Origin of the sequence: Streptomyces lunaelactis, assembly GCF_003054555.1 — a bacterium.
Taxonomy (GTDB): domain Bacteria; phylum Actinomycetota; class Actinomycetes; order Streptomycetales; family Streptomycetaceae; genus Streptomyces; species Streptomyces lunaelactis.
This window is the reverse complement of record NZ_CP026304.1, coordinates 7,825,290-7,850,461: the sequence shown is the minus strand read 5'-3', so window position 1 is coordinate 7,850,461 and position 25,172 is coordinate 7,825,290. Positions and strand designations below refer to the sequence as shown.

Below are 25,172 nucleotides of genomic sequence, written 5' to 3'. Positions count from 1 at the left end.
TCTCGGTACGCCCCCGTCCGCCCATGGGATCACATGGGCGGACGGGGGTCGCAGGGAACCGGGGTCAGCCCGTCGGGAAGTCGTCCGCGGTCCTGGTCCGGTCACGGACCCAGACGCCGGCGGGCTTGAGCGGCCCGGTGCCGGTCCAGGGACCGTTGTTGTCGCAGGTGCCGCCCTTGAAGACGGCGCCGGAGCGTTCGTCGTCGGAGTAGTTCCAGTTGGACCAGCTGATCTTCTTGCTCGCCATGAGGTCGATGTACTTCTGTGCCTGGGCGAAGTTGTTGCCGCCGTCGCCGGAGGCGGTCTGGGTGCCGAACTCCGTGACGAACATGGGGAGTCTGTCGGCGGCACGCGAGAGGGTGTTGAGGTACTCGGTGCCGTGCGAGGCGGCGTAGAAGTGGAATGTGTACATGATGTTGGACGCGTTGACCGGGTTGTTCACGATCTCGGTCTCGTCCGAGTCCTCGGAGACGCCGAGGGAGGACCAGGCGCGGGTGCCGACGAGGACCGGCGTGTCCGGGTCGTTCTGCCGGATGACCGGGATGAGCTGCTCGGCGTAGCTCTTGATCTTCGACCAGCTCACGCCGCTGGGCTCATTGGCGATCTCGTACAGCAGGTTCTTCTTGTTGGCGTGGCGCTGGGCCACCTCGGTGAAGAAGGTCCTGGCGCGGGCGAGGTTGACGTTCGGGTCGCCGGGACTGAGCATGTGCCAGTCGACGATCGCGTACATACCGCGCGCGGTGGCCTGCTCGATGATCGAGTGGACCAGGTCGGTGAACTTGCGCGGGTCGGTCTCGTAACCGCCCTCCTGGATGTACATGGAGATGCGCAGGACGTCCGCGTTCCAGTCGGTGGCCAGGGCGTCGAGCGAGCCGGAGGTCACACACTGGCTGTACCACTGCAGACCGTGGGTGCTCATGCCGCGCAGCTGGACGGGCTTGCCGGCCTGGTTGCAGAGTTTGGTGCCGCAGACCTTGAGCTGTCCGTTGATCTCGACGGGGGTCGTACCGCCGGGCGGGGGGCCGCCCGCGTCGATCGCGAGATGGTCCACGTTGGGCCCGCCGTTGGCGGTGGTCGCGGTGGCGCGGATGGTGTTGGCTCCGGCCTTGAGGTCGGCGGTGAGGGTCGTCGTGGTCCAGGTGGTCCAGGCGCCGGTGCCGGGGAAGGCTCGCTTGGCCGCGGCGACGGTGCCGTTGACGGTGATGTCCATCGCGCGGTTGGCGGTGGTTCCGTTGGCGTAGCGGAGGGTCAGCGAGGCGCTGCCGGCCTGGGCGGCGTCGACCGTCCACTCGACGTAACTGCCGGTGATGTTGTTGTAGTTGACGAAGCCGGTGCCGGTGTAGCCGGCATGGTTGGACTCCACGAGGCCTTGCGAGACGGCCGCTCTCTCGGCCTCGTGGGTGACGGCGGCTGCCGGGGCTCGGGAAGCCGCCGGGGCGGCCGGGGCCGTGGGGGCCGCGGTGAGGCCGAGGAGCAGGGCGGCGCCGAGCGTGCCGACGCCGCCGAGTGAGCGTAACCAGAACCTTGCCGGTCTCATGGGGGTCTCCGTTGCCTGGGCTCATGGAGGGACTGGAAGGAAACTTTCCTAACCGGATGGAATAGCAGCCTCCACCCCACCCTGCAAGGGCCACGACAAGAATCGAGCGCGTGGGCGCGGCCACGCTCACCGGGGCGCCGCGAAGGTGCGGGCGGCCCCGTCGGGAGCCTTCGGCCAGGGCGTATCACAGCCTGCGGACGACCTGGGCCGGAGCGACGTCGGCTACGGTGCTGGGTGTGGTGATCAACGGAGGGGACGCAGCAGAACCGGGAACAGCGCTGCTCATCGCGGCCGCCCCGGTCGGCAAGGGCCGTCTCATCGACGCGAGTTCGGTGCTGCCCACCCTTGCCGCCGTGCCGCCCAGCGCGCTGACCGGCACACCGGCCGCGACGGTGATCGAGCTCGCCGATCCTCTGGACCCCCAGACCGTACTCACCCGGATCCGGGCCGCCGCGACCGCAGAAGGCCCACTGTCCCTGTACCTGGCCGGTCAGCTCCAACTCGACCGCAAGCAGCGCCTGTTGCATCTCGCGCTCGCCCGTACGACACCGACAACCATGCGCTACACGGCACTTCCCTGGCACTGGCTCGCCGGCGAACTGGCGATCAGGCGTCCGGGCTCCACGACCGTGGTCGTCGATCTGGTCGCCGATCCCGAGGCCTGGCAGCACCTCGGGGAGGCAGGCCTGGCCCTCGGGCACGGCATCCGGCTCTTCGGGCGGATCACCCCGGCGTCCCCGCGCCGGGGTGCCGCGGCTCCGGCCTATCTGAAGGCTTGCGCGGAGATCTGGCGCAGCGGAGCCCGGCCGGACCTTGCCACGCTGCACGAGCAGGCCGCAGCGCGGGCCGGGGGCGAGGAGTCACTGCTGCTCGCGGTCGGCGCTGTCCCGCCGCTCGGCGCCCCGGGTGGGCAGGCACTCGCAGCCGGCATGGCCCTGCCGGTGGCCGCTTCGGCCGCACAGTCGACAGCGCCGGTGGGTGTCCCGGCCGCGGTGGCCGCAGGCTCGTCCGATCCGCATCCCGCGATTCTCGCCGCCGCGCAGGCGGGGCGGCACAGCGAGGCCGCGGCGGCCGCCGCGGCCTGGGAGCAGCAGGAGCTGCGGATCCACGGCCCCGGCTCGGTGCAGGCGATCCACTGGCTGGAGGTCCGGGCGGATCTCGCACGGCTCGCCCAGGACCCCGCCCTCAGCTGCGAGTTGTGGATGAGCGCCGCCGCTGCCCGGCTGACGCGCAGACAGGCCCCGGACGATCCCGATGTCGAAGGGGCGGTCGACCGGGCCCACCACCAGTGGGAGCAGATCCGTGACCTGCCGCGGGCACGGGCGTTGGCGCCGGTTCTCGTCAGGCTGCGCCGCGATGTCCCGGGCCGTCAGCGCGGGGCACTGCAGGTGCTCCAGCGCCGTCTCGAGAGCCTGCACGCGGGCCGTCCGTAGCGACGCCGCGGCCCAGTTCCAGCGGCGGGCGCGAAGGGGACGGCAGGGCGACGTCCTGGCCTTGAGCTCACCGAATCCTCCGGCAGCGCGCCGAATGCTGTTGCTCGTACGAGGGCAGGTGGGTAGGAAGGACCCCATGACTGCTCTCGGCGCGGTGTTCCGGCCCCAGCTACCCCCCGAACGGCTCCGTGACGTGGTGCGCGCCGCGGAGGATGCAGGACTGGAAGAACTGTGGCTCTGGGAAGACTGCTTCTTCGAGAGCGGGATCGCCGCGGCCGCCGCGGCGCTCGCCTGGACCGAGCGGTTGCGGGTCGGGGTCGGGCTCTTGCCGGTCCCCTTGCGGAATGTCGCGTTGACCGCGATGGAAGCTGCGACGCTGCACCGGCTGTTCCCGGACCGCGTCGGCCTGGCCGTCGGGCACGGTGTCCAGGACTGGATGGGGCAGGTCGGCGCGCGCGTCGAATCGCCGGTGACGCTGCTGCGTGAGTACCTCGCGGCGATGCGCGCGCTGTTGCGCGGTGAGCGGGTCACTGCGGACGGCCGCTATGTGAAGCTCGCCGAGGTCGCCCTCGACTGGCCGCCGGCGACGGCGCCCGCGGTGTTCGCCGGGGCGATCGGGCCGCGTTCGCTGCGACTGGCCGGTGAGGCCGCGGACGGGACCATGCTCGTCGCCGGTACCTCGCCCGATGGCGTACGCAAGGCACGGCGGCTCATCGACGAGGGACGTACGGCGGCCGGGCGCACCGGCCACCACCAGGTCGTCGTCTATCTCCATACGGCGACCGGACCCGGCGCCGACGCGCGGCTCAGGGCCGAGATGGAGGTCTCTGACGAGGACGACATCGCCGAGCTCGGGGTCGCCGGGGACGCGGCGGCGGTGGCGAAGGCGGTTCAGCGGCTGGCGGACGCCGGTGCGGACACGGTCGTCCTTCAGCCCACCGGTGACGAACCGGATCCCGAAGGGTTCGTACGATTCGTGGCCCGGGAAGTCCGTCAGCTCGTCCCCTGACAGCCGCGCGTCCACCGGTCGCACGTCCAACGCGCCACGACCGTCAGCCCTGAACCGGCATCCGCGTCGACGAGGCCCGTATCTGCAGGCGAGCGGGCACGATCACCGGCTCCGGCCTGTGCTGCGGCCGCTCGATGAGGTCGACCAGCGCCGAGACCGCCAGCGCCACCGTGTCCTTCGGGGCCAGCGACACGGTGGACAGCGGCGGTTCGGCGACGGCATAGGCCGGGTCCTCGCTCGCGCACACCACCAGCAGATCGTCGGGCACACGGCTTCCGCAGCGGGCGGCCGATGCCAGTACCTGGCGGCCGCACGGATCGTAGATGCCGTAGATCCCGTCGGGGCGCCGCGGGCCGGACAGCAGCGGGTCGAGGAGGCGGCCCTCCTCGTCTTCCGCCGTCAGCGGGATCGTGCACGGTTCGCTGTCGTGTTCGGTGCACCAGCGCAGGTAGGCCGCCAGACAGCTGCGGGTGTAGTGCTCGTCGCCGGGACCGGCCATCAGGGCGATGCGGCGTGCGCCTTGGTCCGCAAGATGGTCGAGGACCTGGCGCGTTGTGGCGCGGTGATCGTTGTCGACCCAGGCCGCGGGCGCGCAGGACGCGTACGACGGGATCGCCGGCCGGGCTGTCCAGGACCAGGACTCCGGCCACCGCCATCGACCGCCAGACCGTCTCGTCCGGTGATGGATGCGCTGCTGCCGTACATCGGTGCGGACCGCCACCGGCTGCTCTACCCGGCGCGCAGCCTGCAGCGGTACGGAGCGGTGCTGTCGGGCGGTTCGGACTGGCCGGTGGATCCGCTCGGCCCCTGGAACCAGATCCGCACCGCGATCGACCGCGAGGGCGAGGTGGCCGAACAAGGCGCGCTGTACCCGGAGTTGGAGGGACTCGACCGGTCGACGGCGCTGCGGATGCACACGGCGGGCTCCGCGTATCAACTGCGACTGGAAGGACGCACCGGAACCCTGACGCCCGGGAAGGCCGCCGACCTGGTGGTCCTCGACCGCGATGTCACCCGGGTGCCGGTGAAAGAGCTCAGCGACACCCGCGTACGGCTGACGCTGGTCGGCGGAGAGGTGGTCCACGAGCTGGACTCCGCGGTGGCGAAGACACTGCCGACACCGACCGCCACGCCGACGCGGCCCGCGTCACTGACTCGGGTGCACGGCGGCCGTCACGGCGCCTGCGGTTGCACGCCGGTGACGTGAGACCGGCTCACGGTCGAGCGCCCCGGATCAGCGCACCCGTTGACGGACCAGCCCACGCCGGCAGCCGGTCGCCTGATGCGGGGCGGGCCCGGCGGCCCTGAGCGGCCCCGGGGAAGTCCGGGCGGCGTCGCGGGCCCACCTTCAACCACCCGGACTTCCCCGACACCGCTTAGGCTCCATGATGTGCTGCGTATCGTTGACGAACTGGCAGGCCGCCGTCGGCCGCGGATCTGCGCCCATGTGCCGTCCTCCGGCCGACAGCGTGGCCTCCCCTGCGGGACGGCCACGGGCGCGCCGGCCGGAGCCGAGTGCTTCGCCGGCCCGGACCGCATCCGAGGCCCGGAGCTCGCCCCCGAGATCGGTCATCCGCGCCCGCTCGGAGCACCGGCATGAGCCCGCTGCGGCGGCTGGTCGTCCTGCGGCACGCCAAGTCTGCCTGGCCCGAGGGCGTCGCCGACCACGCCCGCCCCCTCGGTCCGCGCGGCCTGCGTGATGCCCCCGCCGTCGGCCGCTGGCTGGCGACGGCCGACTGCCTGCCCGATCTCGTCCTCTGCTCCACCGCCCGCCGCGCTCGCCAGACCTGGGAGCTGGCCGCCGCGGAACTGGGCAGCATCCCACCGGTCCGGTTCGAGCGGCGCGTCTACGCCGCGGACGAGCAGCAACTGATCGACGCCGTACATGAAGTGCCCGTCGAGATGGAGACGTTGCTGCTGATCGGACACAACCCGGGTCTGCAGGATCTGATCCTGCTGCTCGCCGGCGAGACGCTCGGCGACGCTCTGCAGCGCACACGGACCAAGTTCCCGACCTCTGCCGTCGCCGTTCTGACGTGGCGCGGTACATGGTCCGCCCTCGCACCGGGCACCGCCTTGCTGACCGACCTGGCCGTCCCGCGCGGACACAAGAAGTGAGTTCGGCGGTCCGTTCCAGCGCCTGGACTCCGACAGCCGACGTGCCCGCTTTCGCCGGTCACCTTCGCCCGGTCACCTTCGCCCGGTCACCTTCGCCCGGTGACCTTCGTCCGGCCGCCCTCCTCCGGCCAGCAGTCCGGCTGAACATCCAGTAGCCGCAGGCCGCTCGTGGCCACTGCCTCGGCCGTGCCGTTCCGGTCACAGCGGTCGATTCAGCGGCATACCACGGCCGAGCGGTCCAGGGACGGAGATGTCGACAGGACGGCTTGATCAGCGATCCGCGATCCATTTCCGGACAACAATCAGGCACTTGCGAGTCGGCAGGCAACCCGTCGTGGCGTCACCAGATCTCACAGGCCGGCCACGATTCCATTCAGAACTGTCGGTCGATTCCGGCCGAGGATCCGCCCGTGCGCCGCCTGTTCACCCTCATGTCCCAGTGGCACTCGCGAACGAGGAACTGATGACAAGACATCACCGCAATCGTCTATGGCGTTCGGCGCTCGCCGCCTCCGCGGCATTCACCGTGATCGCCGGTGTGGCCGGTGCCGCGCCCGTCGAAGGAAAGGCGGAGTCCTCTCCCAAGCTCCGTCTGATAGCCGCCTCCAATGCGGTGACGCTCGACCGGTGGGAAGGCGAAGGCGAATCGGGGGTCTACCTGGACCTTGGTACGTATGTCACCGCCGAGGGCGGCCCCCTCGAGTTCAACGTGACGCGCAAGTCCTACAAGGACCCCGTTGTCGCCAAGCAGATCATCCGCGAAGGCAAGAAGACCCGGACCCGAACTCTTCCGGCCGGTCTGGTGAAAGACTTCTCCGGCCTGTCCGGCTTCATCCAGATCACGCTCACCGACGCGAGCGGCAAGCGAGTGGTGAACCGGACGGAGACGTTCTGTCCGAACAACGCGTCCGGACGCGTCCGCCCCGACGCCCCGGCCAAGTCCAAGTATCCCGAGAGCTGTCCCACGAACCCCTTCACACTCGGCTCGGTGTGGGGCGTGGAGAACGGCTGGGCGTCCAACACCTACGCGGGCTACTACTCGAACCCGGTCGACGTTCCGGCCGGGGAGTACACCGCCAAGGTGTCCGTGACCAAGCGATACCGCGACCTGTTCAATCTGCCGAACGAGCCGAAGACACTCAAGGTGTCCGTACGCGAACGCGAGCCGGAGGGCGAAGGTGCGCGCGCATCGGCCCACGGCTCGCACGGTTCCATGGCGTCCGGACACTCCGGCCATGGAGCGGGGGCACCCGGGCAGGCGACGGGGCACGCCTATCACGAGGGCCGCGGCGCCGACGCCCCCGCGCCGCCCGCACTTCCGTACGCGCTCAAGGCCGGCCGCACGGCGCACCTGGGCGACGGTCCCGGCCACACCGACGGCTCCCGGATCGCGCCCGCGCTCAAGCCCAACGCGAAGCGCCCCGCCGGCCGGGCGAGCGTGCCGAACGTCCCCAAGCCCGACCTTCGCTCACTGCCGGCCTGGGACATCGGCATCTCTGACGGAGAGGACGGAGACGTCCCCGGCAAGGACTACATGGTCTTCAGCGCCAACGTGTGGAACGCGGGCCCCGCGCCGCTGGTCGTGGACGGCTTCCGCAGCCCGGGCAAGGACCTGATGGATGCCTATCAGTACTTCTACGACGCCAAAGGGAAGCAGGTCGGCTACTCGCCCACCGGCACCATGGAGTGGGACCCGCGGGTGGGTCACGAGCACTGGCACTTCACCGACTTCGCCAGCTACCGGCTGCTCCGCGCCAACCAGAAGGAGATCGTGCGCAGCGGCAAGGAAGCCTTCTGCCTCGCGAACACCGACGCCATCGACTACACGGTGAAGAACGCCAACTGGCACCCGAACAACACCGATCTGTCCACCGCCTGCGGCCAGCAGAGCTCACTCTCCGTACGGGAAGTGCTCGATGTCGGCTCCGGCGACACGTACACCCAGTACCGTCCCGGCCAGTCCTTCGACGTGACCGATCTGCCGAACGGCACCTACTACATCCAGGTGATCGCCAACCCCGAGAAGCGGCTCCACGAGACCAACCTGAACAACAACGTGGCGCTTCGTAAGGTCGTCCTGAGCGGCACGAAGGGCGCCCGTAAGGTGACCGTCCCTGCCCATGACCTGATCAACGCCCCCTGACATTCCTCCTGTCGGGGTGACCCGAAGGCCCGGGCCCGGTCGCGCACTCGCGTGACCGGGCTCGTGTCGTCCAGCGGGACAGTGTTCCCCCCGTTCCCCTCACGTAAGCGTCGGCCCACACCTCCGGGTTGTGGGGGTGCCTCTCTCAGCAAGCGTTGATGCGGTTTTCATGGCGCTGTGATCCGCGCCCCCTAGCGTCCGCCGCATGTCCAGAATTCGCCGCCTGCTGCCATCGGTCATGGCCGTACTCGCCCTCACCAGCACTGTCTCGTGCCAGGTCACGGGCAAGGAAGCCGTCGCGGCCGAGGACTCCGGCAAGCCGCCTCTCGCCTCGGCTTTCAGCCGGGCCGTGCCCTCACCGTCCCCGTCGTCGCCGTCTGCCGCGCCCTCGCCGATGGACACCGGCGACACAGTGGTCAAGGCCTTGGAGGCGTTGCCCGACGGCTCCGGCAGCTACACGATCGCCGTCGAGGATCTCGACGGCCAGGACTCCGTCGTATACGGCGCGGACGCGGGTGGCTATGACACCGCGAGCATCGTCAAGGTCGACATCCTTGCCGCCCTCCTGCTTCAGGCCCAGGATCGCGGAACGTCGCTCACCGCAGAGCACAAGCGGCTGGCCTCCGTGATGATCCGCAGCAGTGACAACGCGGCGGCGGACGCGCTCTGGCAGACCATCGGGGGCGCCCAGGGCCTCGACGCCGCGAACGAACGCCTCGGCCTGACGGCGACCGTCGCGGGTGGGAGCGGGCACTGGGGCCTGACCCAGACCACGGCCACCGACCAACTGGTCCTCCTGGAAGCAGTCTTCGGCGGCGAGTCACTGCTCACCTCCCGCTCGCGCGACTATGTGCAATCGCTGATGACGGATGTCGTGGCGGGCCAGCGGTGGGGCATATCCGCCGCTGCGGGGGCCGAGAGCGCCGTGGCGCTGAAGAACGGCTGGCTGCCGCGCACGGCGACGGGACTGTGGGACGTCAACAGCATCGGGCGTATCACGTACGAAGGCCACACCCTGCTCGTCGCGGTCCTGTCCGACGGGCAGTCGTCGCAGCAGGCCGGCATCAACCTGGTGGAGCAGGTCGCGACGACGGCGGTGAAGGCCCTCGTCAACACCCCGTAGGCCGACGGCCGGGGATGCGCTGCCGGAACCGGAAGGCCCGTACCACCGCAAGGACGATCACGACGAGCGCCACCGGCACCAGCAGGGCCAGCGGGAGCAGACCGAAGCCGAGGGTCAGCTCGAGCGCCGGTGGCTTGTTGCTGCCGTCCACCGCCCACAGGGCGGAACGCAGCCAGCCCGCGGACACCAGCACGGTGAGCGAGAGCAGCAGCCAGTAGGCGACCGAGGTGCCGGCCCATCTGCGTACCGCCGCCGTGGACCGGGCCGCCAGCCTGCGGCGCAGGACATGCAGGGTGACGGCGGCGATGAGAAGCGGCCCGATGAGAGAGAAGTGCCAGGTGGTGTCGAGGGCCCACTGATAGGACTCCCAGCCGGGGCTGGCCGGGGTCAGGTCCGGGTCGGGACTGCGCAGCTGGGCGTCGACGGCGTCACGGCCCGCCGCCATCACGAAAAGCGGCACGAGCGCGACGAGGCCGAGGAGCGGTCTGCCCAGCGGCCCACGAGTCGCCCAGGCGATGCCGGTGAGCGGCGGGGCGGGGCGGCGGCTCTGCGGGGCGGCGGGCTGGTACGGCGCCGGAGGCAACTGGCTCTGCGGCACCGGCTGCCCGGGGTGCGGCTGTGATCCGAACGGCGTCGGCGGCGGGCCGAACTCCTGGCGCGACTCCAGGTCCAGTACCCATGCGGCCTGGCGGGCCACCGCCGCGGTCAATGGCGCCGGCAGCCAGTCGGGACCTGCGGCGGCGTGCGCCCCGGCCCGCGCGACGAGCTCCGCGGGAGACGGCCGCTGCGCCGGGTCCTTCGCGAAACAGTCCCGTATCGCCTCCGCGAAAGCCTCCGGCAGGGCGGTCAGATCGGGCTCGTGGTGGACGAGGCGGTAGCCGAGTTCGGGTCCCGCGGCGGAGCCGAAGGGGTTGCGCCCCGTGGCCGCGTACGCGAGGAGGACGCCGAGCGCGAAGACATCACTGCGCTCGTCCACCTCCTTGCCCGCGACCTGCTCGGGGGACATGAAGCCGGGCGAGCCGACGACCAGGCCCGTGCCCGTGAGACCGATGTCGTCGGCCGCGCGTGCGATGCCGAAGTCGATGAGACGGGGACCGTCGAGCGCGAGGAGGACGTTGGACGGCTTGAGGTCCCGGTGCACGAGACCCGCTCGGTGCACGGCGGTCAGCGCCTCGCCCAGGCCGCCGAGCAGCCGCCACAGGGTGGGCCCGTCCAGCGGTCCGTACTCGTGGACGGCCTCGGCCAGCGAAGGGCCCGGCACGTACGCGGTGGCCAGCCACGGCACCGCTGCGTGCGGCTCTGCCGCCACCACCGGGGCGGTGCCGCGGCCCGACACCGACTGGCAGGCGCGCACTTCCCGGGCGAAGCGCGCCCGGAACCCGGCGGCGCCCGCCATGCCCGCGCGCACCCGCTTCAGCGCCACTGTGCGCCCGCCCGGCGACCTGGCCAGGTACACGCGGCCCATGCCACCCTCGCCGAGTACGAACAGCAGACGGAAGGCGCCCACCTCGCGTGGATCCTCAGGTGACAGGGGCTGCACTGCGACCCTCCAACGGCAGTTCGGGCGGCCACATCCTCGCACGCCGCCTCACCCCGCACGACACGTCGGGCTGTCGGCGGACCCGCGCAGGGGCGCGCCCCGCTGTGCGAATCGAGCTGTACTGGAGGGAGACAGGCGCCGCTCCGGCGACCGCCGTGTCCGACTGGTCCGACTGATCCGGCTGAGGGGTGGACGCCATGAGTCCTTGGGCCCGTCGAGCGGTGTTCAGTGCCGCCCTGCTCGTAGCGGTTGCCCTCGCGCTGGTCGGCGGGACCTGGCTCATCACCCAGTTCTGAGCGCGGTGCAGTGCAGTGCTGAGCCCAGCGGCAGCGGCAGCCCCGGCCCCTCGCGCGGGACCGGGGCTGTCGCTACTGGTCAGGCGCCTGCTGCACCACGTCGCTTGAACCACCACAGCCCGCCGCCGCCCAGTGCGAGGACGGCGACCGCGATCCCCACGGGCAGGGCCGGGGACATGCCGTCGTCCTTCTTCCCGGCCGCGCTGTCGCTCGCCGACGGCTTGGCTTCGTCGGCCGGCGCAGTGGGGGCGGTGATGGAGGGAGCGGCGGTCGTGGGCTCGGCGGTGGGGCCGGGGCTGACCGGCACGGCCCCGGGCGCCGCCGCCTTGAGCGCCAGGACGGGGGCGCTGTTGCCATGACCGTGCCCGTCGCCCTCAGCCTCCTCCAGCTCGATCCAGCGGTCCACACGGCCGTCGCTGTAGGACTGCAATGTCTTGAACGCCAGGGACTTGGCGTCCGGCAGCTGGCGGACCGTCACGGCGTACGCGGCGCCCTCACCGGCCGCGACGGCCGGCCCCGACACGGCGTAACCCCGCTGCGTGGCGGCGAAGGTCCAGCCCTTGGGGCCTTCCTTGTACGTGACGTCGGCCGGGACGATGCCCTGGGGCAGTATCACTTCCAGCTTGGTGATGCCCGCGGAGGGTGACTCCGACTCCGCCGTGAAGTCGAGGGTGACGTTCTCGGCGAGGGCACGGGCGCCCTCGGCCTCGACCTCCACATGCGCCGACGCCGGGGCGGCGATGCCGACAGCGGCCGCCAGGACGACGGCGGTGACGACGGAAAGACGGCGCGCGGTGCGCGCCACGTAAGAACGGGACACGGGTAACTCCCATGGTGGTGTGCGGTGTTGCGGGCATACCGAGGAACGCCCGGGAATCAGACGGCGAGAGCGGGCTTCGCCGACGGGGGACCGCGGCGCACCACCGCATGCGCCAGCACCACCACGTTCCGCGGAGGCGACTGCCCCCGGGCCCCGACGGGCCGCAGCACCCGCGGCACAGCCAGGAACAGACCTGCGGGAGCCGGCCGTACGAAGAACCCGGCGAGCGCATGGCCGAGGCGCTGCGCGACGGCTCGGCAGGCGGCGTCCGCACGCTGCATCAGCCAGGCCACGAGCAGGGCCGCCGCGACGTGAGCGGCGGTCATCGAGGCGCCGTGGTGCCCCGCGTGCCAGGTCTCGTGGGCGCCGTGCGGATGGCCGTGGTCGTCCATGGCATGGCCACCGGCCGCGGGATGCGCTCCTGCCCGTGCGAGCCACAGATGCAGGCCGGCCTGGGCTGCGCCGGTCGCCGCGACCACCCCGGGCAGCGATCGCAGCGACCGCGCCACCGGCACCACCAGAGCGAAGAGGACTCCGGCAGCGAGCAGTACGGCCCGCCACGGCACAGGGTGTCCCGAAGCCAGATGGTGCCCGGTGACGGCGAGCCCGGTACTGGCGGCGGTGAAGACTCCCGCGCGGGCAGCGGTCACCCGCGCACCGGGAATCGGATCCGAGCCGACGGGGCGCGCAGCGCGGGCACCGCTGGTCCACGACATGGCGGCCCCATCATGAAGCATCCCCGCACGGCCGGTCCCGCTGGTGAAGGATTTCACCGGTCCCTTTCACACGCCGATGTGGCGGATTTGCGACATTCACGCTCATGGCCATCGGCAATGCCTCACCGGCGTCGGCCGGGCCCGGTTGTCGCGACCGTTCAGCGCGCGCGTCGGCGTCCGGCTGACTAGCGTGAAAAACCGGACTATCCGTGAGCAGGGAGAGGGTCGAGTCATGGCTGTACAACCCGAGGGCACGCCGTGCTGGGCGGATGCGATGTTCGCCGACGTCGAGGGAGCCAAGAGTTTCTACGCCGATGTGCTGGGCTGGACGTTCGGTGAGGCTTCGTCGGAGTACGGCAACTACACGCAGGCGTACTCGGACGGCAAGGCGGTGGCCGCCGTCGTGCCGCCGATGCCCGGCGCGGAGGGTCAGTCCGCCTGGTGTCTGTACTTGGCGTCGCCCGATGCCGCCGCCACCGCGGGGAAGATCCGTGACAACGGCGGCGAGGTGCTGATGGAGCCGATGCAGGTCGGCGACTTCGGTTCGATGGTCCTGGCCCGTGACCCCGGCGGTGTCGTCTTCGGAGTGTGGCAGGCGGGCGTCCACGAGGGCTTCGAGAAGCGCGGTGAGCCGGGCGCGTTCGCGTGGGCCGAGGTGTTCACGCGCGAGCCCGAGAAGTCGGACGCCTTCTTCCCCGCGGTCTTCCCGTACAGCGCACAGCAGTTGGAGGACGACGCGATCGACTTCCGTCTGTTCAACCTCGGCGACGAAGCGGTCCTGGGGCGGATGAAGATGACGGAGGAGTTCCCGCCCGAGGTGCCGCCGTTCGTCAACGTGTACTTCGCCGTCGAGGACTGCGACGCGGCGGTCGCGAAGGCGACCGAGCGCGGTGGGGTGTTGCGGTTCGGGCCGATGGACAGCCCGTTCGGCCGGTTCGCGGCGCTGTGCGACCCGCAGGGCGCGTCGTTCTCCGTGATCGACGTCAACATGGCGAAGGGCGAGATGCCCAAGACGTCCGACGTGCCCTGAGCGGACGTGGGGCGTGTTCCGCGCCGGGTGAGGCTGCGCCCGCTCACGTTCGGGCGGGGCGGCGCGCCGCCTCGTGGCCGGCGCTGCTGCAGTGAGGGGGCGCTCGTAGGGTGACGTGCGTGATCGTTCGCGAGGCGCAATGAACGCAGGCGGGGATTGGCGACCGGGCTATCTGGCAGCGGCCGTGGTGTTCGCCATCGGGATGGCCGGGACCACCCTGCCCACACCGTTGTACGGGCTCTACCAGGAACAGATCGGCTTCTCCGAGCTGATGGTGACCGTTGTCTTCGCCGTGTACGCCGTCGCGGTCATCACCGTGCTGCTGGTGGCGGGAAACTACTCCGACGAGGTCGGCCGCCGACCGGTGCTCCTGATCGCCATGGCTCTGTCGGCCGCGAGTGCGGGATGCTTCCTGCTGGAGAGCGGTCTGCCTCTGCTCTTCGCCGGACGGCTGCTGTCCGGCTGCGCGGCCGGCCTGCTGAGCGGCGCGGCGACAGCGGCGGTCATCGAGCTGGCCGGTCCTGGGCAGAAGGCGCGGGCCGGGTTCGCCGCCACCGCGGCGAACATGGGTGGTCTGGGCTGCGGGCCACTGCTCTCCGGCATCCTCGCGCAGTACACGCCGTGGCCGCTGATGCTGCCGTTCTGGGTCCACCTGGGGCTGGTGGCTGTGGCCTGTGGGATCACCTGGTTCCTGCCGGAGACCGTGGCGGAGCCCAAGCGGTGGCCACCTCTGAAGCCGCAGGGAGTCACGGTGCCTCCGGAGGTGAAGGGTGTGTTCACGCCCGCCGCGCTGGCGGCGTTCGCGGGCTTCGCGCTTCTCGGGCTGTTCACGGCGGTCGCGCCGAGCTTTGCATCGCAGACGCTGGGTGTGCGCAACCTGGCAGTTTCGGGCGCGGTGGTGTTCTCCGTCTTCCTCGCTTCGACCGTCGGGCAGTCCCTGACACCACGGATCGGCGCGCGCCTCGCGCTCCCCGTGGGTTGCGGCATCCTCGTCGTGGGCCTGCTGTTGGTGGCGTCATCACTGATCGCCGAATCCATGCTCCTGCTCGTCCTGGGCGCCCTGTGCGGCGGCACCGGCCAGGGACTGGCCTTCCGCGCGGCACTCACCCTGATCAGCGGCGCGGCCCCGGCCCAGCATCGAGGCGGCACCATCTCCGCGTTCTTCGTCGTCGCGTACGCCGGGATCTCCCTGCCGGTGGTCGGTGTCGGCGCCATGGCCACATGGCTCGGGCTGCGCCAAGCCGGGCTGATTTTCACAGGCTGCGTGATGCTCCTGGCGGCGGGCGCGGGAACGTACGCTGCACGCAGGCCGCCGGTGGGGGCGTAACCGGGCGCCCGTGAGGGACACGCTTCCTGCCAGTCCCGGCCGGCGGCGGCGAAGGGCCTCGACCGCGGTACGGCCCGCCCCTTCACACCGCACTGACTCATCCCACCGCGAGCACATACCCGACGCAGGCCCAAGGCCGCCGCGTATCGGCCGAGAAACTCCGGCTTTCTCAGCCGTCGAACCCGGACCTTCGGGAAAGCAGAATACGCCGGTGGAGTTCGGGCGCACGCTTGCCGTTATCAGTGCTTCGAGCGCCGTGGCACCGGCCGATCGGTAACTGCCCGTCACACCCTAAGGTAAGGACAGCCTTACAGAACGAACCGTAGCCGGTTTTGTTCAGGCTGTCGGCGGCCGGCAGGTGCGCCGGGCCTTCATCGCGCCGTGAAAAGGCGCCAGTTGCCTTCGAGCAGGCCTCGGCTGCGAGCCGGGCCGCTCACCAGTGCGTCCGGCATTCCGGGTCCTGACCCGACCCAGTCCCTGGCAGTGGTGTGGTGCTTCGCCATGCCGTCCAGCGTGCGGAGGTGTGACATGAGCAGTCGAGCTACTGCGACTCGAGCAAGTTCGGGAGCGAGTGCGCGGGATGTCGTGGTTACCGGGATGGGGTTCTGCCTGCCGGGCGACGGCCGGCCCGTTTTCACCGCGGAGGAAGTCTGGGACATCGCCTCTCACGGACGTTCATGTCTCTTACGTGACGGCGTCTATCACGGACCGGTGCACCTTTCGGACGCGATGTTCGAGGAACGCCTGCCCGAATTCCCGGGGGTATTCGCCCGTCACTTCACCGCCGCGCATCGGTTCGGCCTGGTCTCACTGGCAGAGGCGTGCGTGGATGCCGAGTTGAACCCGTACGCGGGAGACCTGACAACCGCGGCGATTCTGGCCGGGCGGGGCGGGGTGGATGCCCAAGTGGGCAGCTATCAGGCGGTCCTCCGGGCCGACCCTGAAACGATCAGCGCCCTGGAGGCGATGGATCTCTTCATCGGCACCGAACTGGCCGTTTCTCCATCCGATGTCGCCCTGGTGCAGGGAGCTGTGACCCGCTCCACCGGTCCTTGCTACACGGTGTCCTGCGGTTGTGCGTCGTCCGCCGTCCAGCTCGGAAATGCCCGCCACATGATTGCCGACGGCGTGGTGGACATTGCTGTGGTGACCGGCGTCGACGTTTTCAACGTCGGTCTGGTCCGGAACGCACAGCGTCTGTTACGTGTCGCTCAGCAAGCGAACGCGTCCATCAGATCGGCCGGCAAACCCGCGCTCCTGCCGTCGTTCGACCGCCTTATGCGGCCGTATGACCGGCGTGCGGACTGCGTGAACTACGGCGAGGGTTCTGTGACATTGATCCTGGAAAGCCGGGACCACGCACATCGGCGTGGCGCTCACGCGTACGGCCGGATTCTCGCACAGGCAACGACCCGTGACGGGCTCGCCAACCCGCTGGCGAGCGACGAGAGCGGAATGGGGCTCGTGGCCGCCGTCCGTGCATGCCTCGGGGACCGGTGGTCCATCGAGCAGGTGCCCTACATTCACGGCGGCAGCGACGGTGACGCCGTCGTCACCGCCTTTGAAGTCAATGCGGTCAGACACCTGTACGGCCCGGCCGCGGCCGGGCTGCTCATGACGTCCCAGGAAGGCTGTTTCGGCCACAACGGAGCCCCGGCGGGATGCCTCGGGGTGGCGCTGACCCTCCTCATGATGGAACGCGGCGAGGTGTGTCCTACGGCGAATTGTGAGCAGCCGGCCGACGGTCTCATATTCGATCCGGTCCCTGGTGTGCGCACCCGTTCTCTCGACTTCCATTACGCGCTGAATTTCACCTACCAGATCGGCGGTGTGAAGAGCGCGGTCCTGCTGGGAAGCCTGGACGCCGCTCAGCGGCGCTGAGAAACCCGAGCGGTGCACGGCCATTCCACAGTGTGTTTCGATCCGGACCCGTCCGACGGACGGGAGGGGGAGGTTTCCAATGGTCCAGCGTGAGCACCCAGCGAGCGGAGAGCACAAGCGCATCGCCGTTGTCGGACTGGGGTGCCGGCTTCCCGGCGATGCCGATTCGCCCGCCGCACTGTGGCGACTGCTGGCCGAGGGACGGGATGCGGTGGGGAACCCTCCGGCCGCTCGTACCGGGACCGGGGCGTCAGGCGGTCATCACGGCGGCGTCGGGTCCGGGAATCCGATGGCTCGGCAGGGCGGCTACCTGCGGGACGTGTCCGGCTTCGACGCGGACTTCTTCGGGGTGTCCGGTCGCGAGGCGGACGTGCTCGACCCGCAGCACCGGCTGCTGCTGGAGGTGGCATGGGAGGCACTGGAACACGCGGGGTTACGGCCCGACCGGATGGCCGGAAGCTCGACAGGGATGTACCTGGGCATCAGCTACAACGACTTCTACGAGTCTCTCGCCGGGCAGCCGCTGGAGCTGGAGGGCTCGCTCCTGACGAACGGTCACTGCGTCGCCGCGGGACGGATCTCCTATCTCCTCGGGCTGCACGGTCCCTGTGTCGCGCTGGACACGGCGTGCTCCTCATCGCTCGTGGCACTCCACCTGGCATGCGGGGCGCTCGGGTCCGGTGAGTGCGACCTCGCCCTGGCCGGCGGTGTCACGCTCATCCTCGGATCCAGGACGATGAGGTCCTTCGCGCGGATGGGAATGCTGTCGCCGACGGGACGCTGTCACGCGTTCGACGCCGCCGCGGACGGCTTCGTGCGCGGTGAGGGGTGCGGTGTCGTCGTACTCAAACGCCTGGCCGACGCCCTGCGGGACGGTGACCGTGTACTCGCCGTGATACGCGGCTCGGCCGTGAATCAGGACGGTCGGTCCGACGGGCTGGCCGCCCCCTCGGCGGCCGCCCAGCAGGCCCTGTTCCGGGAGGCACTGGAGCGTGCCGGGACCGACCCGCAGGACGTGGGGATGATCGAGACGCACGGTACGGGCACGCCGATCGGGGATCCGATCGAGTTCTCGAGCCTGGCACAGGTCTACGGCGTGGGCCGGGACCGGTGCGCGCTCGGATCGGTCAAGACGAACCTGGGACATCTCGAACCCGCCTCCGGAGTCAGCGGCCTGATCAAGGCCGTGCTGTGCCTGCAGCGCGGACTCGTCCCGCCCAATCTGCACTTCACGCAGTGGAACCCGGCCATCGCGCCGGAAGGGACCCGCTTCTTCGTGCCCACCCGGCTGACCGAGTGGCCCACCGGCTCGAGCCCCCGGCTCGCGGCGGTCTCGTCCTTCGGATATTCCGGCACCAACGCCCACGTCGTACTCGAGCAGGCACCGGTCGCCGCCTCCAGCGGCCGGTCTGTCCCACGCCGCCCGGAGGGCACGACGCCCGAGGTCTTCCTCCTGCCCGCGGGGTCCGCCGGGGTGCTCCCGTTGGCGGCGGAACGCCTCGCCGACTGGCTCGAGGGAGACGGATCGAGCGTGCCGCTGCGCGATGTCGCCCACACACTCGCGCTGAGGCGCTCGGCGGGCCGCGGCCGCCTCGGCGCGGTGGCCGCCTCCCGCCATGACCTCGTCCGCGCCCTGAGGTCCTTCGCGGCCGGACAGGCCCACCCGGGCCTGGTGTCCGGCGCGGTGGCCGCCGGGGTCTCCCGGCGCCCGGTGTGGGTGTTCTCCGGGCAGGGCTCGCAATGGCCGGGCATGGGACGCACGCTGCTGGAGCACGAACCGGACTTCGCCGCGGCCCTGACCGAGGCCGACGCGCTGATCGAGGCCGAGGCGGGGTTCTCCGTACTGGACATGGTGTCCAGGGGGGTGCCGGTGACCGAATGCTCACGGGTGCAGCCCCTGCTGTTCGCCTTACAGATCGCACTCGCCGCTCTCTGGCGGGCGCACGGCGTCGAACCGGCCGCCGTCGTGGGCCACTCCATGGGCGAGGTCGCGGCCGCGGTCGTGGCCGGAGCGCTGACGCTCGCCGACGGCGTCCGGGTCATCTGCCGCCGGTCCTCGCTGCTGACCCGGATCGCGGGCGCCGGCGCCATGGCGACCGTGAGCCTGGACCGGGCCGCGGTGGAGGATGAACTCGACACCGCCTGCGCGAGGGGAGCTGTCTCGGTCGCAGTCCTCGCCGCCCCCGGCTCAACGGTCGTGGCCGGTGAGACCCGAGAGGTGGAGAGGCTGGTTTCCGCCTGGGAATCGCGGGCCATCCCCGCGCATCTGATCGCCGTGGACGTCGCCTCGCACTCTCCCCAGGTGGATCAGCTGCTCCCCGACCTCCGCACGGCCCTGGCGGACTTGACACCCCAGCAGCCCCGAGTGCCGTTCTACTCGACGGTTCTGAGTGACCCACGCCGGATTCCCGACTTCGACGCCGCCTACTGGTGCGCGAACCTGCGCCGCCCCGTCCGGTTCGCCTCCGCGATCGCCGCAGCCGCCGCGGACCGGCATCACGTCTACGTCGAAGTCTCTCCCCACCCGGTCGTCACCCGCTCCGTCACGGACAGCCTGCCCCGCCTCATCGAGAACGCGGTAGTCCTGCCCACACTGCGCCGCGACGAGGAGGAACTGGCCACGTTCCGCGGCCAGTTGGCGGCTCTGCACTGCGCGGGCGTCGATGTCGACTGGCCGAAGCTCTACGCGGACGCGGAGCTCTGCGACGTACCCTTCCTCACGTTCGACCGGCAACGTCACTGGGCGGATGTCGCCCCGCTCCCTGGCGCTCCCGCGGGAACCGGCGGCGGCCTGCCCGGCACACACGCCGAGGTCCCTGGTGAACAGGTCCGCCATTACTGGCGGGGAGACGCGGGGACCGCGGCGATGCCATGGCTGGCCGACCACCGGGTGCACGCGGATCCGGTATTTCCCGGCGCCGGCTATTGCGCCGTAGCCCTGACCGCGGCCTGTGAGGTGTTCGGCGCGCCCCCGCAGGAAATCGAGGTCACCGACGTCCGGTTCCTGGAGTTGCTGCAGCTGTCCGCACACACCGAGGTGATCACCAGCGTGACCGTGACCGCTCCGGACCGCGCCGAGTGCGAGATCTTCGGCCGCGGCGACGACGGAGGCTGGGTACGACAGGCGACCGCCGCGCTGCACCACGCGGGCGTACCGCCGCTGCCACCAACGGCGAAGCTGACGGCTCTGCCGGCACAGCACCCGGTCTCCCTCGACCCGGCCTCGCTCTACGCGAGCATGCGCGCCCGCGGCATCGAACACGGCCCGGCCTTCACCGGCATCACCAACCTGCGGGTCTCACGCGACGGCGAGAGCACATGGGCCCGCCTCGAGTTGCCGGCAGAGGCCACATCGGCGCCGTACGACCTGCGTATCCACCCGGTCCTTGTCGATTGCTGCGCGCAAGCGCTGGTGGCGGGGCTGATCCAGGAACCCGGCCAGGGTCTGGTCCTTCCGGTCGGGGTCAAGTCAATACGCATCCTCGGCGACCCCACGACGGCCGTGTACTGTCACGCCCGCATCGTGGAGGAGAGGACCGACGGCGTCACCGGACACGTCCGTCTGCTGGACGAGGCGGGCAAGCCCTTGCTCTTCATCGACAGCCTGCAGCTGGTACGCCATGGCGTGCCCGGTGCCACCGGTGTCGACAGCTGGTTCCTCGAGGCCCGCTGGCAACGTGCTGCGCGCCCGGAGACGAAAGCGACGACCCCGCAGGGAAGCTGGCTCGTCATCGGTGAGGCGGACGGATCCGCCCAGGCGCTGGCCGCCATGCTGCAAACGGCGGGGGCGACCACCGACGTGCTCGACACCCCCGTGGGCGACCGCCCGCTCGGGCAGCTCAAAGACGCACTCGTCGACCGCTGGGCCGACCACCCGGCGACCCCGAACGCGCTGGTGCTGCTGTGCGCGCCACCTGCTGAAGGCGGGGATCCGGCGGCGCATGCACTGCGACGCACCCGACGGCTGCTCGACATCGCGCAAGCCGCCGTCTCCGGCTGCCCCGAACCTCTTCGCCTGTTCGTGGTCACCCGTGGCGCCCAGGCCGTCGGCCCCGGAGATTCCGCCGACCCCGGCCAGAGCGCGCTGCGCGGAGTGGTACGCGTCCTCGCCTACGAGCACCCCGAACTCCGCGCCACCCATCTGGACGCCGACCCGGCCGACGCCGCACTGCACGACGTGGCGGCCGAACTGCTGAACGCGGGTCCCGAGGATGAGGTCGCGCTGCGCGGCGGCGCCCGCCACATTGCCCGGCTGGACTACGCCCCGCTGACGGAGACCGAGCGCACCACGGCCACCACACGCACCGTGCGCTACGGTACGGACCGCTTCCGGCTCCGAGTCGGCCGCTTCGGCGACCTGGGCTCCCTCCAACTCGTCGTCGCCGACAGGCCCGCCCCGGGGCCGGGGGAAGTCGAACTCCGCGTCCGTGCCGCAGCGGTGAACTTCCGGGACGTGCTCACAGCCATGGGCCTTCTCTCCGCGGACGACGACGCCAGGTACCGCATCGGCTTCGAGTGCGCGGGGACGGTCACCGCGGTGGGACCGGACGTCACGACCGTCCGCGTGGGCGACCCGGTGCTGGCCATCGACCTGCGGGGCGGGGCCTTCGGTTCGTTCGTCACCGTGCCCGTCCATGCCGTCGCGCCCGTACCGGCCGGAATCGACCCCATCGCGGCGGCAGGGCTCCCCGCCGCGTATGTCACCGCGTGGTACGCCTTGCTCCACGTGGCGCGACTCACCGCCGGTGAACGGATTCTGATCCACTCCGCGACCGGCGGGACCGGTCTTGCCGCCATCGGAGTCGCCCGGATGCTGGGGGCCGAGGTACTGGCCACAGCCGGCAGTGCGGAGAAGCGCGGCTATCTGCGCGGTATGGGAATCGAGCACGTCATGGATTCCCGGTCCTTGCACTTCGCTGAGCAGACGCGCGCCGCCACCGGGGGCGAGGGCGTCGATGTCGTCCTCAACTCCTTGTCCGGCGCGGCGATCCGCTCCGGGCTCGAAACTCTGCGTCCCTTCGGCCGTTTCGTCGAACTCGGGGTGCGCGACATCCTCTCCGACGCCTCCGTCGGGTTGTCGCCGTTCCGGCACAACATCACCCTCAGCACCGTCGACCTCATTGAGGTCCAGCACAAGCGACCAGAGGTCTTCACCGCCGTGCTCCGCGAGGTGCTCGGCGATGTCGCGTCGGGACGGCTGAAGCCGCTGCCCCACCGAAGCTTCCCCCTGGCCGAGGTCACGGAGGCGTTCCGCCTCATGGCGGGTGCGAGCCACATCGGCAAACTGATCCTGACCGTCCCCGACCGGGGCGACACGACCGCCGTGATCCCCGAAGGGCCGTCGGCCGTTTCCCCGGGCGGCGCCTACATCGTCACCGGCGGACTGCGGGGTGTCGGCCTGGCGACAGCCTGCTGGCTCACCGAACAGGGCGCCGGTCACATCGTCCTCAACGGCCGCTCGCCCAGCTCGGAGTCGACCGAACGGACCTTGGATGAGCTGCGCGCCCGCGGGACCCGGATCACTGTCGCTCTCGGCGACATCGCCGACCCGGGCACCGCCGAACGCCTCGTGACCGCCGCCACCGCGAGCGGTCTGCCTCTGCGCGGCCTCGTACACGCGGCCATGGTCCTCGACGACGCCGCGGTCACCAACATTTCCGACGACCAGCTCCTACGGGTGTGGCATCCCAAGGCAACCGGTGCGTGGAGGCTGCACGAAGCCATCGCCCCTCACGCCCCCGACTGGTTCGTCGTGTTCTCGTCCATGGCCTCCCTGCTGGGCAATCCCGGCCAAGGTGCCTACGCCGCCGCCAACTCCTGGCTCGACGGATTCGCCACCTGGCGGACGCGCCGCGGCATGCCGACTCTCTCCGTGAACTGGGGCGCATGGGGTGAGACAGGATCTGCCGTCGACTTCGCCGAACGCGGCTACCGGACCATCCCCACGAAAAAGGGACTCCACGCGCTGAACGCGCTCCTCGTGCACCGGCGCACACGCACCGCCGTGATCCCCGGGAAACCGGACACCTGGATCCTCCCGGCGGTCCGGCATTCGTCGCTCTTCAGCCTTCTCGCAGACGAATCGTCCGGAAACACCGAGCAGGACGACAGCATCGACATTCGGGCCGAGCTGAGCTCCCTACCGGCAGGTCTTGCCCGACGTACCGCCCTCGAGGCCTATATCGCCGACCACATCCGCGCGGTGCTCCGGCTGGGAAACACCACCCTCGACCCGCAGACTCCGTTGAAGTCACTGGGGTTCGACTCGCTGCTGTCCCTGGAACTGCGAACCCGCCTGGAAACCCGCCTCAGCATCAAAATCGCCGCCAACTTCATCTATCTGCATCCGACGCTGGCGGCACTCGCCACAGGTCTCGCCGACCACATGGGTCTCACGCTCCAGGAACCTGCCGGTTCATAGGCCCGCGGGCGAGCCGCGCTGACGGCTCGTCCGCCCGGCTCGCCCCTCAACGCTGCTCCACTCCGTATCGTCCCAGGCTGCTGGAGGCATGAGCCATGCACCAATCGAGTCTGGTGCTCCTTCAAGGAGGCCCGGACGACCTTCCTCAAGTCTGGGCGTTGCCACCCGGAGGGTGCGCAGAACCGGTCAAGATATTGCGCCACAACGCCTACGAGCACTTCGAGTTCACGCACGAGTACCGCACCCTGCACGGTGAAGCAATGCCTGTCTACCGTTGGACCTACCGCACCTACATCGCCGAGTGATGCGGATGCGCGGAGTGGTCCTGGACAGCCGCAGATGGCTGATCCTCCTTCCGTATCCGGGCGGCGAGCGCACCCCCAACCTGCCGGACGCAGCCGGCAGCCTGCTGGGCATGCGCATCGCCAACATGACCCCGCCCAGCATGGCGCGGGCAGCGGTCGAAGGCATGCTCTGCGGCATGGCCGATGCCTTGGACGAGCTGCGCGGGCAGGGGCTGGCGGTGGAGCGGGTGGTGCTCATCGGGGGCGCCGCCAGGGCACAGGCCGTGGGGCAGGTCGCGGCCCAGGTGTTCGGCAGCGCGGTGACCATGCCCAGGCCGGACGAGTACGTGGCCCTGGGATCGGCACGCCAGGCGGCGTGGGCCCTGTCGGGGGCGGCGGAACCGCCGCGCTGGCCGCATGCCTCGGAGCGAATGCCTTGCAGATCTATCTGACCCTGCCGCACCTGCGCAGGTACCTCGAGCTCGCCGCCCTGCTCGGATCCATCTACATCGTGCCGAACTTCGACGCGGTCTTTGAACACCACCGCAACGGCCCCATGTCGTCGGCGACCCGGCGGCGGACAGCTCAGGCGCCACGCCGACGCCATCTGGGCACTCGCCGCCTGGGCCATGGGTCTGCTGTTCTTCCTGCCCGTGGCCTGGATGGTCCTGACCTCCTTCCACAGCGAGTCCGACGCCGCGACCAATCCCCCGTCGATCGCTGCCGACCTGACCCTCGAGGGATACCGCGAGTTCTTCGGGGCCTCCACCGGGCCGGCCCTTGGCCGGCACTGGCCAACTCCGCCACGGCGGCCATCGCATCGACCGTGTTCGTGCTCGCACTGGCTATCCCCGCGGCGTACGCGCTGTCGATCAAGCCGGTGCGCAAATGGTCCGACGTGATGTTCTTCTTCCTTTCGACCAAGATGCTCCCGGTGGTCGCGGGCCTGCTCCCGATCTACCTGGTCGCCAAGAACTTCGCCCTGCTGGACAACATCTGGCTGATGGCCGTCCTCTACACCGCGATGAACCTGCCGATCGCCGTGTGGATGATGCGCTCGTTCCTCGCAGAGATCCCGGTGGCGATCCTCGAGGCGGCCGCGATCGACGGCGCAGGGCTGCTCACCGTCTTCCGCCGGATCATCATCCCGATCGCCGCACCCGGCATCGCCGCCACCTCTCTGATCTGCTTCATCTTCAGCTGGAACGAGATGCTGTTCGCCCGCGTGCTCACCGGCGTCCGTTCCATCACCGCACCGGTCTTCCTGACCGGCTTCGTCACCAGCCAGGGGTTTTCCCTGGCCCAGGTCTGCGCCGCAGCCGTCGCCGTATCACTGCCGGTGCTCATCGCCGGATTCGCCGCCCAGGACAAGCTGGTCCAGGGCCTGTCACTGGGAGCAGTCAAATGAAGGCCGCCGTCATCACCGAGCCCGGGACCATCGAGCTGGGGCGGACGTGGAGGATCCCACGCCCGGTCCCCGCGAGGTCGCGGTCG

At 70.4% G+C, this 25,172-nt stretch carries 18 protein-coding genes and 1 pseudogene; 14 read left to right on the top strand and 5 right to left on the bottom strand.

The features are described from left to right. Positions 1-64 precede the first annotated feature (64 nt). Complete coding sequence (locus SLUN_RS35845) at positions 65-1,537, bottom strand: cellulase family glycosylhydrolase (RefSeq protein WP_108154052.1); 1,473 nt, start codon at positions 1,535-1,537, stop codon at positions 65-67. A gap of 227 nt (positions 1,538-1,764) precedes the next feature. Between SLUN_RS35845 and SLUN_RS35840 the strand changes: the two genes are divergently transcribed. Both SLUN_RS35840 and SLUN_RS35835 read left to right on the top strand, forming a co-directional pair. Then, positions 1,765-2,970 carry a hypothetical protein gene (locus tag SLUN_RS35840; RefSeq protein WP_108154051.1) on the top strand — a complete coding sequence of 402 codons (1,206 nt, stop codon included), beginning with the start codon at positions 1,765-1,767 and terminating at the stop codon, positions 2,968-2,970. Positions 2,971-3,106: 136 nt separating this feature from the next. After that, entirely contained in the window at positions 3,107-3,979 is an 873-nt protein-coding gene (locus tag SLUN_RS35835) for an LLM class flavin-dependent oxidoreductase (RefSeq protein WP_108154050.1), read from the top strand. A 43-nt stretch (positions 3,980-4,022) separates the two neighbouring features. Here SLUN_RS35835 and SLUN_RS35830 read toward each other — a convergent pair whose 3' ends face one another. Then, the gene (locus tag SLUN_RS35830) at positions 4,023-4,700 is read right to left on the bottom strand and encodes a substrate-binding domain-containing protein (protein WP_306610733.1); all 678 of its coding nucleotides are present in this window, start codon (positions 4,698-4,700) and stop codon (positions 4,023-4,025) included. On the opposite strand from SLUN_RS35830, the gene SLUN_RS35825 reads away from it, so the two are divergent. The 5 genes from SLUN_RS35825 to SLUN_RS35810 all read left to right on the top strand — a co-directional run bounded on the left by SLUN_RS35825 (position 4,662) and on the right by SLUN_RS35810 (position 9,363). Further along, complete coding sequence (locus SLUN_RS35825; RefSeq protein WP_254710286.1) at positions 4,662-5,186, top strand: amidohydrolase family protein; 525 nt, start codon at positions 4,662-4,664, stop codon at positions 5,184-5,186. The two genes, SLUN_RS35830 and SLUN_RS35825, sit on opposite strands and share 39 nt — an antisense overlap. A gap of 183 nt (positions 5,187-5,369) precedes the next feature. Further along, the gene (locus SLUN_RS39740; protein ID WP_159100410.1) at positions 5,370-5,579 is read left to right on the top strand and encodes a hypothetical protein; all 210 of its coding nucleotides are present in this window, start codon (positions 5,370-5,372) and stop codon (positions 5,577-5,579) included. Then, positions 5,576-6,097, top strand: coding sequence for a SixA phosphatase family protein (locus tag SLUN_RS35820; protein WP_108154048.1), 522 nt, complete (start codon positions 5,576-5,578; stop codon positions 6,095-6,097). Before SLUN_RS39740 ends, SLUN_RS35820 begins: the two co-directional genes overlap by 4 nt. A 463-nt stretch (positions 6,098-6,560) precedes the next feature. Beyond that, positions 6,561-8,240 (top strand): lysyl oxidase family protein, encoded by a 1,680-nt coding sequence (locus SLUN_RS35815; RefSeq protein ID WP_175314216.1) that lies wholly within the window; start codon positions 6,561-6,563, stop codon positions 8,238-8,240. 205 nt (positions 8,241-8,445) lie between these two features. After that, entirely contained in the window at positions 8,446-9,363 is a 918-nt protein-coding gene (locus SLUN_RS35810; protein WP_254710285.1) for a serine hydrolase, read from the top strand. Here SLUN_RS35810 and SLUN_RS35805 read toward each other — a convergent pair. The 3 genes from SLUN_RS35805 to SLUN_RS35795 form a co-directional block, all read right to left on the bottom strand. Beyond that, positions 9,350-10,870, bottom strand: a complete 1,521-nt coding sequence (locus SLUN_RS35805; RefSeq protein ID WP_108154046.1) for a serine/threonine-protein kinase — start codon at positions 10,868-10,870, stop codon at positions 9,350-9,352. The genes SLUN_RS35810 and SLUN_RS35805 overlap by 14 nt on opposite strands. A gap of 408 nt (positions 10,871-11,278) precedes the next feature. Beyond that, complete coding sequence (locus SLUN_RS35800; RefSeq protein WP_108154045.1) at positions 11,279-12,019, bottom strand: DUF1775 domain-containing protein; 741 nt, start codon at positions 12,017-12,019, stop codon at positions 11,279-11,281. A 56-nt stretch (positions 12,020-12,075) separates the two neighbouring features. Beyond that, complete coding sequence (locus SLUN_RS35795) at positions 12,076-12,735, bottom strand: hypothetical protein (RefSeq protein WP_108154044.1); 660 nt, start codon at positions 12,733-12,735, stop codon at positions 12,076-12,078. A gap of 232 nt (positions 12,736-12,967) precedes the next feature. Here SLUN_RS35795 and SLUN_RS35790 point away from each other — a divergent pair, with 232 nt between their 5' ends. The 7 genes and pseudogenes from SLUN_RS35790 (at position 12,968) to SLUN_RS35760 (ending at position 25,086) form a co-directional block, all read left to right on the top strand. Next, a complete protein-coding gene (locus tag SLUN_RS35790; protein ID WP_108154043.1) occupies positions 12,968-13,765 on the top strand; it encodes a VOC family protein in 798 nt (265 codons plus the stop codon). 139 nt (positions 13,766-13,904) lie between these two features. Then, positions 13,905-15,092 (top strand): MFS transporter, encoded by a 1,188-nt coding sequence (locus SLUN_RS35785; protein ID WP_108154042.1) that lies wholly within the window; start codon positions 13,905-13,907, stop codon positions 15,090-15,092. Positions 15,093-15,620: 528 nt separating this feature from the next. Further along, entirely contained in the window at positions 15,621-16,973 is a 1,353-nt protein-coding gene (locus SLUN_RS35780; protein ID WP_108154041.1) for a beta-ketoacyl synthase N-terminal-like domain-containing protein, read from the top strand. Between the two features lie 79 nt (positions 16,974-17,052). After that, positions 17,053-23,394, top strand: a complete 6,342-nt coding sequence (locus SLUN_RS35775; RefSeq protein ID WP_108154040.1) for a type I polyketide synthase — start codon at positions 17,053-17,055, stop codon at positions 23,392-23,394. 95 nt (positions 23,395-23,489) lie between these two features. Further along, positions 23,490-23,699 (top strand): DUF5988 family protein, encoded by a 210-nt coding sequence (locus SLUN_RS35770; RefSeq protein ID WP_108154039.1) that lies wholly within the window; start codon positions 23,490-23,492, stop codon positions 23,697-23,699. 5 nt (positions 23,700-23,704) lie between these two features. Further along, positions 23,705-24,130, top strand: a complete 426-nt coding sequence (locus SLUN_RS35765; protein WP_254709826.1) for an FGGY-family carbohydrate kinase — start codon at positions 23,705-23,707, stop codon at positions 24,128-24,130. 177 nt (positions 24,131-24,307) lie between these two features. After that, positions 24,308-25,086 (top strand): annotated as a pseudogene (locus tag SLUN_RS35760) (carbohydrate ABC transporter permease). Positions 25,087-25,172: the final 86 nt, after the last annotated feature.